The sequence below is a fragment of the Mailhella massiliensis genome, assembly GCF_900155525.1.
Taxonomy (GTDB): Bacteria; Desulfobacterota; Desulfovibrionia; order Desulfovibrionales; family Desulfovibrionaceae; genus Mailhella; species Mailhella massiliensis.
In genome coordinates, this window is record NZ_LT706942.1 from 255,135 (window position 1) to 267,679 (window position 12,545).

The following is a 12,545-nucleotide window of genomic DNA, read 5'->3' on the forward strand; positions in this document are numbered from 1 at the left end:
GCGGAACATGCCGGATACGGCTCCCGGGATACGGGGGGCGGCGGACGCCGTTTGGGGCGGCGTTTTTTCTGCCCCGCCGGGCGACATGAGGAACCTTCATCCGTTTCAGGGAGAAGATATTGAGCCGGATAAGCAAGCTCAGCTACGCGCAGCAGGTATGCGTGAAGGCCGCGGGCAAGGCCATGCAGAGTACGGGAATGCTGCGCCCGGGCGCCCGCGTGGGCGTGGCCGTATCGGGCGGGGTGGACAGCTTCGTACTGCTCAAGGTGTTGCAGATACGCAGGCGCATCGTGCCCTTTCCTTTTGAAATCATGGCGATTCACCTCAATCCCGGGTTCGACCCGGAAAACCATGTACCCCTGGCCCGCTGGCTGGCCCAGGAAGGGATTGCCGGGCATCTTGAGGTGACCGATTACGGGCCGCGCGGCCATTCGGAAGAAAATTTAAGAAACTCCGCCTGTTTTTACTGTGCGCGCCTGCGCCGCAAGCGTCTGTTCACCCTCTGCCGGGAATATAAGCTCACCCATCTCGCCTTCGGGCACAACAACGACGATCTCGTCTCCAACTTTCTCATGAATCTTGTTCAGACGGGAAAGGTGGCGGGCATGAGCATGAACGAGCCTTTTTTCGGCGGAGCGCTTCAGGTCATACGACCCCTCATGCTGCTTCCCAAGGCGGAAATCATGCGGGCCGCCAGACAGTGGGAACTGCCGGTGTTTTCCAATCCCTGCCCTTCGGCGGGCAAAACGAAGCGTGCGGACATGATGGACGTGCTCGACGCCATGTGCGCGGGCAGCAAGGTGCGGCGCAAGAATATCTTCAACGGGCTTGCCCGCTGGCAGTGGGAACAGAACCGCCTTGCCGGGGCCGTGATTGACGGCGACGGCGCAGGCGACGTAGAGTAGGCACTCCGGGTTCTGCCCCCGGTGTTTCGCATTTGAGAAAACGGCATCTTCCCGCCTGTGATGCGGATACATCATCCATAACGAGGCTCCTATGTTTCAGATTATCGATCAGTCTTTGTTTGAACTCATCAATGTGTCGGCGCATAACGCGGTGTTCAACTTCATCATGCCCCTGTTTTCCCAGGTCTGGCTCATGTGGGTGGGCGCCTTCGTCTGCGTGACGGCCTATGCCGTGCACTGCTGGCGCAGTTCGCTGGAACCCGTGGGCCGCGTGCTCATGCTGGTTCTTCTCATGGGGCTTTCCGTAGGCGTGACCGATATCACCACCAGCGCGCTGAAATCGTCCATCAACCGGGAAAGACCCTGTCAGGAAGTGATGGGGACCAACTATTACGCCGCCGAAACGGAACAGTGGATCGTCGTGGACCAGTACACCACGGAAACCGAAGGGCTGGGCGGTTCCATGCCTTCTTCTCCCGCGGCGGCCTGCATGGCCGTGGCCGTGGTGCTTTCCATGCTGTTCTATCGTTCCAATCCCTGGGTGTACCTTCTGCCGTTCTGCGTGGGCTTTTCGCAGATTTATGTGGGCAAGAACTATCCCTTCGATATTGTCGTAGGCTGGCTTATCGGCCTGATTTCCGTTATTGCCGTATGGTGGATATGTCACTTGATTATCATACGATTTTCTTCCCACAGGCGTATCGGCTGAGAGCGTTTTGAAAGAAATTTGAAATTTCCGAAAAGAATCGCTTGACTTTTACGGCGGTTCCGGTAAGTTTTTTTCTCGCTGATGGGCTATCGTTCAATTGGCAGGACGTCGGATTCTGGCTCCGATAATCAAGGTTCGAGTCCTTGTAGCCCAGCCACGGCAACACCGTGTCCCCATCGTCTAGCCGGCCCAGGACAGCGGCCTTTCACGCCGTCAACGGCGGTTCAAATCCGCCTGGGGACGCCAAAAATTTCAATAGGCTACAGCAGCTCAGTTTTTGGGTTACAAAAATTGGGTTACAATTTTTCCTCAGGAGACCTTCTCTTGAGGAATTTTTGTTTTAAGCAGGTCTTCCACTACCTGCCCGATGCCGCTGCCTCCCAGAGCCGAAAGAATTTCGCTCTGGTCCGTGTACAGCCCCGCGCTTTTCGTATATCGGTCCGTGGTGGTCGCCCGATAATGTCCCATAAGAACCTGGGCGGCATTCAGACCTGAACTCACGAACGTGATGGCCGCACTTTTATGCCGGATGGCGTGAAAACCGAAGGGCTTCACATGGGCCTTCCGGCAGAGACGCTCCATGAAGTGAATGCGCTGGGTGAACGGCTGCCCCAGAAACGTGTCGTTCTGAAGCTGCATGAACACATTGTCCACCTTGCAGGGACGGGCATCCCGCCACCACTTGAGCGCCTTGACCAGTTCCGGGTGAATTCGGAGCCAGCGCACCCGTTCCATGCCATTCCCCGACTTGTTGTCGGTCAGCCTGATTTTTTCCTTCTGAAGGTCCACGTCACTCCACGTCAGCCGGAAGATTTCGCTTCTGCGTCCTCCCGTGAAGTACAGGGTCAGCAGCATGACCAGGTCCTGCCCTTCTGCCTGCTGGAACACCTTGATGACATCACTTTCCGGTGGAACATAGCGCTCGCCGTGCTTTACGGGAAATGGCTTCACCTTCAGAAAAGGTGGTGCCACCTGTGGAAATCCCTCAAAGAAGTCGGAACCCCAGTTCCATGCAGCCAGCAGATTCTTGCGGTACTTGTTGGCAACGTTCGCCCCGCGCTCATCCTTGACTCTGGAAAGAAACTCATAGGCTCTTGCCGAAGTGATTTCCGCGATGTCATGGATGCCTTTTTGCCGCAGTAGGCGAAAAAGTCCTTCGTCACCAGTTTCTTTTCCACATAGGTCTGTCGGCTCATGGTTCGCTGAACATGGGTAAGGTAACTATCTCCCCACGCCATAAGCAGTTCTAATGCCGTGGGGATCGTCATCCCTTCCCGTGCGAGCTTTTTTTGCTCTTCCTCCCATTCTTTTGCGGCCCGCCATTCCGGGCCATGCTTTTTCCCTGCCGGGAACATTTTGCAGGCTACCTGCCTGCCGTTCACGATGACTCTCGCCATCCAACAATTTCCTTTGTCCGGTCTCAATGTCGGCATTGCTGAAATACTCCAACACCGTGCCCCATCGAAACCTCCAGCGGTATCCAATGCGCCTGCCGCCTAAGGCAAAGGCTACTTCTTTTACCGTTCTGGGGTCAAGGCGAAGAGCTTGGGCCACTTCTTTCAAAGTGAGAATTTCGTTATCTTCGTACGTCATTATCAGAATCCATTGAGCTAATTTCATTAAATAGAAGTTAATTTATTTTGATACATGGGAGTTATTTGATGACACATAGCTATTCCTATTTTATAAAAATGAAAGATGAGAATAAGTTATGAATATCATCAAAAAAAAATGAGTTGGCAGTGGCCAAATTATATAAATGACTGAAAAAGACTAAAAAAGTGGAAGTATGACTGATATGTATTCCACATGGATACTATAAGCAATAAAAGACTAATTTAATGTTATCATAACTTATTTATAATATTTTAATAAAAAAATTACTGTTATGGTGTGAATATATTTATATAATAATTTTTTAGTTTTATATTAGAATTGAAATATATAAATAATACTATAATAAAATTTTGTATAAAAACTGTTTTTACATTGAAATAATAAATTTATAATAAATATATTATTTATTAGTGATGGTATTTTATATATGCAAATATTGTTCGTCATGTTTAATAGCTTACAAATTCATATAGAAAAATGAGAATGATATATGTAAAATTGTATCAATGCTATTGAAATGTTTTTTTTCTATTAGATATTCATGATTTTGGTAGTTTTAAATAGCTCAGGATTGAAAGTCTGTTGTTACATTCAAATTGATTTTTTAAGATGTAATAGCTATTAATTAGTCAAAAAGTCATCTTTTCTAGTTGATTTTCATATCGTTACTGACCGTAACGTATCCATCTTTTACGGAAGTAGTAGCGCTGGTGAGGGGGAGCCATGCACCTGATGTCTTGCTTTCGTTGCTGGAGTCGAAGGCTATCTTGCGTGTGATTTCTTTCGAAGGGCTAGGTCATAGGAAGAATGGTCAACATACTCTTTGGCACTGTTCAGTATACTTTGCTGATTTGCAATTATTTCTAGGAGGAGTAACCGTTTCCATGGTACGAACCCATGTGGTGTATAGCCACCATGTTAGTCTCTATGCTCGGCGGTATACCGCTCGGTATTTAGGTTGTAAGTAGAGCTTTTGTGCTCCACAAGTATTTTTAATTTACAGATGCCGAAGTGACTTATATAATAACACATCGTACGGGTTCAGATTGAAGTCGGAGTCGATCCCCAGAAGGGGCATTTGTCGACCAAACATCGCGCATGTGGACTCGTCTGCCGCTGCATTTCGTTGTGTTCAGAGCGGTGCAGGGAGTTAGTGTTTTCGTCTGTCGTACTGACGGGAGGAATAGTGGCGTTTTTTATCCTCATACATGCGTTTGTCCGCTTCGTGCAGCTGAAGATTCAGATCCGCCTGTTCCCGCCAGGAAATACCTGCGGCGATGCTGATGCCATGTTTTTCCGCGTCGTTGCGTACGCATCGGACAGCGTCGAGAAAGGTCTTTTCGTCTTTTTCTCTGTCGATGACAAGAAATTCATCCCCGCCGATACGGAAGGCTGTTCCTTGGAACAGCCTTCGGATGCAGTCGGCTGCGCACCGGATGAGAGCGTCGCCGGCCTGGTGACCGTCCCTGTCGTTGACGAGTTTCAGACCGTTGAGGTCAAAACAGGCCAGCCCCAAGCGACCGCTGGTGAGTTCATCGCCCAGCAGATTGAACTTGGTTCTGTTGTAAAGTCCGGTCAGTGTGTCCTCGAAACTCAGGCGTTCCAGCAGTCTGTTCTGTTCTTCCAGTCTGTTCTTCTGCTTTTCCAGAAGCCTTGTCTGTTCTCTTACCTTTTCAAGCAGGTACTCGCGCGATTCCCTCATCATTTTTTCAGGAAAGCCCACGTCGCTGTCCACCATTTCCGAATAGGGGTTCGAGATATGGATGTGGCAGCACCTCGGCGAACCGGATTCCCAACGGAAGATGGTCGTGATTCGTTGGTGAACGCGCAGGCAGATATCGGACTCCGGATCCGTGGCAATGTACAGCATTCCCGTACACAGAAAAATATCCGGGGAAAGCTGTACGGCGTCGTACTTTTCCCCATAGACGATGCAGGGGGGGAGTTTTCCGGTAAACTGGCGGAAGATTTGCGTGATGACCTCCCCCCCTACTGCATATTCGTGTTCGGCTGCGCCGATCCATGCAAGGTCGTCGGAAAAATAGGAAATAATCGCTTCCACGTCGTTTTCGCAGTAATGCTTGTGCATGAAAAAACTGGTCAACTGCTTTCCGTTGAAGCTCTTTCCATATCGGCATTACGGCTCATGACGTTCTCCTTGACCGCTGTGACTCCCCTGCACCCCAAGGGATTTTTACATATGCGGCATACAGGGCGGCAGAAATACATTATACCGCGAACGTGTTTTCCGGTCAATCAGGTGCGGAAAGGCGCATGGGCACTATCGCCGGAATATTTTTTTCTTGACCGGATAGAAGAGAAGGAGCATCATTCGACAGATGGTATAAGAGAGTTTTTTGTGTTTAGGTTGTTATTTGATAACCCATTATTATAATTCAAGAAATATGCTCTCTCTCTCTCTCTCTCTCTCTCTCTCTCTCTCTCTCTCTTTGAATTGAAAGGCGGGGGTGGAGCATAGTTTTGTCTGATCAAAAAATTTTTGAGAAGGCGCGCTATGAGTGAAGCTCCCCGTATCGTCAGCAATGTTTCCGTATGGCCATTTGAGGCGGCAAAAGCCATTATTCAGGAACATATTGCACGTATGAAGCCTGAAGATGTCTGCGCTCTCATTATTTTTGAGATTCGTTTCTCTCCAGATATGCCAGAGAAGACAACAGACGGCGTCCGTCACCGCATGGAGCAGGTTCTTTCGGGCAGTATGAAGCCTTCGAACCTGCTGGCCAGGATGGATGACGATATGTTTCTTGTGGTAGATTTCAATCCGGAATCCGCCGAACGAGTCCTTGCCAAAATGCGGGATATGCGCGGCAGGTTGGACGCAGTGGCCGGAGCCGTTCAGGACGCGGATATCCATGTCTGTGTGGGAACGGCGTTTGCCTGCGGTACGCTGCTGACGTTTGATCCCCTGCTTGAACAGGCGTGTGCGGCGCTGGCTGCCGCCCGAACCGCAGAAGACGGTTGCGCCGTTATGGAGTTTCCCGTAGCGGTTCCCTTCAATGCCGTCGTTACCCGGCTGACCGACTGGATAGCTCTGTATAAAGTGGGCGAAACGGCGCAGCTCGTGTATGTAAGTTCAGGCTGTTATCATACCATGAAACAGAACGCCGGCCGTCATGTGCAGCTTGGCAGTGTGCGGGACATCCTCATTCATCAGAGCGACGCCGTGCAGCATAATGAAGCCATTATCGAATGTTTCAGTAAAAATGTCGGCACTGAGAATACCTTCCGTTTTTCCGTTGACGGTGGAAACTGGCGATGGTGTCGGAGTCGCTTTCTCCCTATCGGAAGCCTGCGTGAGCGAGGGGCGTATGTACTCGTTCTTTCTTCCGACATTACGGAAGAAAAAAAGAATGAAGAACAGCTGGCTATGGAGAACACGTTTCTCAGACTTTTGAACGACAATACTTCGATGCTGTTCTGGAAGGTGGATCTGAGGACCGGATTTTTTTCGGTCATCAACGAGCGGGGGGACGATTTGGTGTCGGATTGGCATTTTCCCGACGATATTCTCCGCCGGGAGCTTATACATCCGAACTCCGTTGTCGCGTTTCAGCGCCTTGCGGAGCTGCTTCTGTCCGGAAAAAGTTCTTCCTCGGTCATGCTTCAGATTCGATTCGGGGATGTTCAAAGGTTCAGATGGGTGGCGGTACGGTATCATTTTTTGACGGATGACAATGGAATGCCGGTGAAAGCCGTAGGCGTTACCACGGCTGTAGACAATACGGGCCGGGAGTCTGTGCTTTTTCTCATGGGGGCCGAAAGAACGGAATGTTTCCATTCCCATGTTATTCTTACGGTTCGAGTCAATCTTACCGAGAATCTTGTTGAGGAGGTCTGGAGCGAGGGAAGAAATTTTACGGATTATTACGGCAAAATAAAGTATTCGGAGATTATTGCGGAAAAGGAGGAGAGATGTTTTTCTCATCAGGAGAAAAGTATTTTTTCCCGTCTGTTCAGCCGACAGGCCTTGTTGGAAGCGTATCGGGAGAAAAGATACTGGATAACGCTGGAATATCGTAGAGTTAATAATAACGGCGATATTAACTGGGTGGCTTTTACCGTTAATTTGATAAAACAGGTATTCTCCGACAGTGTATACGCGTTTATTGTTTTACGCGATGTCAATAAAAAATATTTGTGGGAAAGTTATCGAGAAGGAAAACTGTCACGCAACAACATAACTGGAGTTTATGACGACCATTCCACAAAAAATCTGATGCGTGGCATATTGCATAATGAAAATCATGATACCAGCGCCGTTGTTTTTATTCAGCCGTTATTGAAAAAGAATGAAAATATGGATATTTTGCGGCCGATTGTGTCGTCATTAATGAGCTTATTTTTTGATGGATCCTACCTTGTAGGATCATATAAAGATAATATTGTTGTTTTTTTTCATGATGTTGAAAGCTGGGTGTATGTTCACGCAACGGTAAAAAAAGCTTTTGACTTTGTAAGAAGGGCAATAGCTGGTAATTATGAGGAATTGTCGTTATATTTTACAGCAAATATATATTTGGGAAAAGTTGACGACTCAAATATTGACCATATTTTGCTTCAGCTTTCAAATTTATATGTAAATGTAAAAAGACAGGTTTATGATGATGAAATTTTTATATATGATACAAGTTTTATAAATTTTGATGATGGACTTGAATATATAAATGATTTTCATTTATTTTCATATGATAAGGATAATATGGAGAATTTGTCAAAAAAAGAAAGAGAAGTGTTGTATAAAAGTATTTTTTCTATGATTTCTTCAAGTTCAATAGAAGTATCGGTAAAAAATATTCTGAATCATATAGGAAAGTTTTATAATGCCGATAGAGCATATATTGTTTTTCTCGATGAGAAAAGCGCTAATATTTTTGTACCGTATGAATGGTTGAATAACGGAAAAAGGAGTATAAAGAATATTATATCTGAATATACTCTTGATACGTTTCCGCTTTTAAAACATTGCTATAAGCATAAAAAGCCTTTGAGAACAAAGCGTAATGAATTAGTTACAGACTTTAGAAAGTATAATTCATGGGAATATGAGGTATTTCCTATAATATATAATAGTGTTATAAAAGGTTTTTTGTGTATAGAAAATGCAAAAACAAATATTGATAGTATTGCTATAGTAGAAATAATTTTGTTTTATTTTGTTCAGGAACAAAAGCGCATAGAAAATAGTAAGAGTAATTATATTGAAAAAATTGACGAATTAACAAAAACAAAGAACTTTTATGCCTATTGTAGTGAGCTTCCCGGTTTTTCTTCGGATAAGTATAGCACTATGGGATGTTTCGTTGTTGATTTTGCCGATATTCCTTCCATGGACAACCGATATGGAAACTATATCATATTGAACATATCGGAACTGCTGGAACGCTTTTTTGGGAAGAATGTGTTCCGCACGGAAAAAACAAAATTTGTCGCGTTGTATCCCAATGTGCTTGAACAGATTTTTATTACGCGCTGCACCAGGCTCAGAACGGTGCTCCAGAACAAGTACGCTGACCATGTTCACTGCGGTTTTTCTTGGGCGAAGGAGTTTTTTTCCGCGGAGAAACTGGTTCAGGAAGCGCAGTCCATTATGATGAGCAACACGTCGCTTGATCTTTCCCGTGAGGAGTCTTTTCAGCTCGGCAAAACGCGCTATGCCACCGTGGAGGACGCCGTTGCAGAAGGGCGTTTTACCGTGTATTTTCAGCCGAGAATCGATGTTTCCACCGGAAAGATATGCGGGGCGGAAGCGCTGGTTCGTGGGCTGGATGAAGAAGGCAAGACGGTGTCTCCTTTGTCGTTCATTGGAAAGATGGAAGAACTCGGGATGATCAAGAATCTTGATTTGTTCGTTCTTGATTTTGTGTTGGAGTGTCTTGAGCGGTGGCATGAACATGGACTCATAACGCCGTGCATTTCTGTGAATTTTTCGAGATACACGCTGTTTAATTATTCTCTTTCCGGTGCGTTGCTTGCCATTTTCAGTCGACATGAGCGTTTTGCCGTGAATCTTATAGAAGTGGAGATTACGGAATCGGCTTGTAATGTGGAAAGCGGTACGCTTAACCGTGTGATGGACGAATTTCGCCGTTTCGGGCTTAAATTTTCGCTTGACGATTTCGGCTCGGGCTACTCCAATCTTTCCATTTTTACCAACGTAAAGTTCAACACGGTGAAACTCGACCGAAGTCTCATCACGGACATTAATAAAAACATTATCGGCAGGACGGTGGTAGGGGATATCATTCATATATGCGACACACAGAAAATGACGTGTGTCGCGGAAGGTGTGGAAACAAAAGAGCAGCTGGAGACATTGATCACGGAAGGCTGCAGGTATGTACAGGGATATTACTACGACCGCCCCCTGTCGAAAAACGTATTTGAAAGCAAGTACTTGAAAGCTCATCACGAACAGTGGTAAAGGAGTTTCCATGTCGAATCTCGCAGCCAGCACCATTCCGCCTATTGTCGGCATGGGAGCCTCGGCCGGCGGTCTGGAAGCCCTCCAGCAGTTTTTTTCCTGCATGTCGTCCAATAGTGGTCTGGCCTATGTGGTCATCCAGCATCTTTCTCCGGATCATAAAAGTCTCATGGCGGAAATTCTCGGCAAAGGCACCAGCATGAGGGTGTTTCAAGCAGAAAATGCCATGCAGGTGGAGCCGGATACCGTGTATCTCATTCCGCCGAAGATGAACATGACCATAAAAGACGGCAGGCTCATCCTTAAACAATATCCCCACGGCGGTATCAATCACCCCATAGACGTTTTTTTCACGTCTCTTGCAGAGGAAATGAAGGAGCGTGCCATCGCCGTGGTATTTTCCGGCACCGGTTCCGACGGCACCAATGGCATAAAGGTCGTCAAGGAGCACGGGGGACTGGTCATCGTTCAATCGCCGGCCACCGCCAAGTTCGACGGTATGCCGAAAAACGCCATTAATACGGGCCTGGCTGATTTTGTGCTCTCTCCTTCTGAAATTGTTGAGGAACTGCTTAATGTTGCGCAATACCCCAGCATGATGCAGCCGCATCAGAACGTGCAGGTGTTTTCCGATGAGGAAAGTCTTGTGCACGTCTATTCCATTTTAAAAAAAGCCAGCAACATTGATTTCAGTTACTATAAGCGCAGCACCGTCATGCGTAGAATAGAACGCCGCATGGTGGTTACGCATTGTGCTACTTTGTCGGATTATACCGATATTTTGGAAAAGAACCTGGAAGAGGCGCAGCTTCTGGCCAAAGACATACTCATAGGCGTGACCAGATTTTTCCGCGATAAGGAATTTTTTGAAAAACTCAAGGCTACCGCCGTTCGGCGCATTGTGGAAAAAAGCACCGAAAATGTCCCAATCAGAGTGTGGAGTGCGGGGTGTTCCACAGGTGAGGAAGCATATTCCGCCGCCATTCTTTTCCGTGAAGTGCTGGATGAGACCGGCCTTGAGCGCGATGTTAAAATTTTCGCTACAGATATTGACGCCAAAGCCGTGGAACGGGCGGGCAAAGGTATTTATTCTGATGATATTCTGGACGATGTTTCCACGGAACGACTTTCCAAATTTTTCGTCAAGAAGAACGATCAGTACCAGATATCCAAAGATATACGAAGGATGATCATATTTGCCACACACAACATGACTTCCGATCCTCCTTTTGGAAAGCTGGACCTGATCATATGTAGAAATGTGCTGATATACTTTCAACCCGTACTGCAGCGAAGCCTTTTTTCCATTTTCCATTCCGCGTTGAAAGCGGGCGGCTACCTTTTCCTCGGTAAAAGCGAGACGGCCGGAGAATATTTAAAGGTATTCACTCCGGTAGGGTCTCTTGAAAAAATCTACATGCATCATGTGGACAGCAAGGTCAGCGATCTTACTCCACCCATGTTCAACATTCCGAGCGTGCAGACTGTCCATTATCCTATGGCAGAGATATCGCGCAGTGAAGACAACGTACATCCTCAGGAAAACGTATATACGCAGTTTCTGGAACGTTTCCTTCCGGCTACCGTCATTTTGGACAAGAACAACAACATTCTGCATTTTTTCGGCGATTATTACGAATATCTGAACAGCTCCATCGGCAAGGCAAGTTTGAACTTTTTCAATGTCATCAATAAGGATTTGTGCCTTGCCGCGTCTACTGCCATCAACCGGTGCCGGGAGGAGCACGAGTCCATCACCTATACGGACGTGTGTGTGGATTGTTTTTCCGGAAGAAAGTGCATCGACCTTGTCGTTCAGAGCGTTCCCAGAACGACCAACGAAGAAGAGCTTCTCGCCGTCATGTTCGTGGAAGACAAGGCCGTTCTTCCCAACGGCCCTTCAGAAAAATACAATATCGATGCAACGGCAGCGAGAAGAATCAACGATTTGGAACGGGAACTTCGGGAGTCGCGAGAGGATTTGAAAAAGACCATAGGCGAGCTTGAAACCGTTAATGAAGAATTGCAGGCTGCCAATGAAGAACTTCTTACGGCGAATGAAGAGCTGCAAAGTTCCAATGAGGAGCTGCAATCCGTTAATGAAGAGCTGTATACCGTCAATTCCGAATATCAGCAGAAGCTGGATGAATTGACCATGATGACGAACGACCTGTCGAACTTCCTCTCTTCCACCATGATCGGCATTCTGTTTGTGGACAGCAAGCTGAACATCCGCAAGTTTACGGAATACATCGGCAGGGAATTTCAACTGCTGAGTCATGACGTGGGGCGCCCCATACAGATATTCGCCCACAGTTTTCCCAAAGAGGACATCATTGCCGACGCCGAATCTGTGTTGAAGGATCTTGTTCCCATCGATAGAGAAGTCGTCGCCATGAATGGAAGGTTCTATACTCTGCGCATCGCTCCGTACAGAACCACGGAGAACAACATCAGGGGACTGGTCATCACTATTATCGACAGCTTGGGAGAGGCAAAAAAAGAGTCGTTAAAGTCTCAGTGAAGACGGCGTTCTCCTGCATGCCACGGGGCTTCGGCTGCTTGACATGCAATGAACCAAAAGACCTCCTGCCGGAAAAAGGCCGAAACGGACGGCAGGAGGTCTTTTGGAGAAAGCCGGCGTTTGCCGCACGAGTCGGGGATACCGCTGTTATGCGGTGCGGATTCCCATGCGGTGCATATTGTTTTTAGGGGCTTGACCAGTTAAAAAACTGGTCATGGCCTCTTTTTTTAAGACTGAAAACTCCCCGCTATGCGGGGAGTTCCAAAAAGGCGAAGCCTTTACATAAGTTAAAAAAGGGGTTCCTTTGTGAGATAACCAGTTGTCTCGACTCGAAATCTATACACAAAG

Annotated in this window: 7 protein-coding genes and 2 tRNA genes; 6 read left to right on the forward strand and 3 right to left on the reverse strand. The window is 47.2% G+C overall.

The genetic code is table 11. The features are described 5' to 3' along the window. The first annotated feature begins 182 nt into the window (after window positions 1-182). The 4 genes from CZ345_RS03565 (at window position 183) to CZ345_RS03580 (ending at window position 1,860) form a co-directional block, all read left to right on the forward strand. On the forward strand, window positions 183-905 hold the full coding sequence (locus CZ345_RS03565) for a tRNA lysidine(34) synthetase (protein ID WP_420538672.1): 723 nt from the start codon (window positions 183-185) through the stop codon (window positions 903-905). A gap of 91 nt (window positions 906-996) precedes the next feature. Further along, window positions 997-1,614 carry a phosphatase PAP2 family protein gene (locus CZ345_RS03570; protein WP_077071816.1) on the forward strand — a complete coding sequence of 206 codons (618 nt, stop codon included), beginning with the start codon at window positions 997-999 and terminating at the stop codon, window positions 1,612-1,614. An 82-nt stretch (window positions 1,615-1,696) separates the two neighbouring features. Beyond that, window positions 1,697-1,771 (forward strand) — tRNA-Gln (locus CZ345_RS03575). Window positions 1,772-1,783: 12 nt separating this feature from the next. After that, a tRNA-Glu gene (locus tag CZ345_RS03580) sits at window positions 1,784-1,860 on the forward strand. A 63-nt stretch (window positions 1,861-1,923) separates the two neighbouring features. Here CZ345_RS03580 and CZ345_RS03585 read toward each other — a convergent pair. From CZ345_RS03585 to CZ345_RS03595, 3 genes are all read right to left on the reverse strand, one after another. Beyond that, complete coding sequence (locus CZ345_RS03585; RefSeq protein ID WP_144277229.1) at window positions 1,924-2,586, reverse strand: tyrosine-type recombinase/integrase; 663 nt, start codon at window positions 2,584-2,586, stop codon at window positions 1,924-1,926. Between the two features lie 249 nt (window positions 2,587-2,835). Further along, window positions 2,836-3,207, reverse strand: coding sequence for a hypothetical protein (locus CZ345_RS16490; RefSeq protein WP_144277230.1), 372 nt, complete (start codon window positions 3,205-3,207; stop codon window positions 2,836-2,838). A gap of 1,174 nt (window positions 3,208-4,381) precedes the next feature. Continuing rightward, window positions 4,382-5,335 carry a diguanylate cyclase gene (locus CZ345_RS03595; RefSeq protein ID WP_077071819.1) on the reverse strand — a complete coding sequence of 318 codons (954 nt, stop codon included), beginning with the start codon at window positions 5,333-5,335 and terminating at the stop codon, window positions 4,382-4,384. A 411-nt stretch (window positions 5,336-5,746) separates the two neighbouring features. Between CZ345_RS03595 and CZ345_RS03600 the strand changes: the two genes are divergently transcribed. Both CZ345_RS03600 and CZ345_RS03605 read left to right on the forward strand, forming a co-directional pair. Continuing rightward, window positions 5,747-9,673: a sensor domain-containing phosphodiesterase gene (locus tag CZ345_RS03600; RefSeq protein ID WP_077071820.1), complete on the forward strand. Its 3,927-nt coding sequence runs from the start codon at window positions 5,747-5,749 to the stop codon at window positions 9,671-9,673. Between the two features lie 10 nt (window positions 9,674-9,683). Beyond that, entirely contained in the window at window positions 9,684-12,197 is a 2,514-nt protein-coding gene (locus tag CZ345_RS03605) for a chemotaxis protein CheB (RefSeq protein ID WP_077071821.1), read from the forward strand. The last annotated feature ends 348 nt before the right edge of the window (window positions 12,198-12,545 follow it).

Excerpts from the sequence above, each read along its gene's own strand:
- CZ345_RS03565 (WP_420538672.1), top strand. The coding sequence starts at position 183 with ATGCAGAGTACGGGAATGCTGCGCCCGGGCGCCCGCGTGGGCGTGGCC.
- CZ345_RS03570 (WP_077071816.1), top strand. The coding sequence starts at position 997 with ATGTTTCAGATTATCGATCAGTCTTTGTTTGAACTCATCAATGTGTCG.
- CZ345_RS16490 (WP_144277230.1), bottom strand. The coding sequence starts at position 3,207 with ATGACGTACGAAGATAACGAAATTCTCACTTTGAAAGAAGTGGCCCAA.
- CZ345_RS03600 (WP_077071820.1), top strand. The coding sequence starts at position 5,747 with ATGAGTGAAGCTCCCCGTATCGTCAGCAATGTTTCCGTATGGCCATTT.
- CZ345_RS03605 (WP_077071821.1), top strand. The coding sequence starts at position 9,684 with ATGTCGAATCTCGCAGCCAGCACCATTCCGCCTATTGTCGGCATGGGA.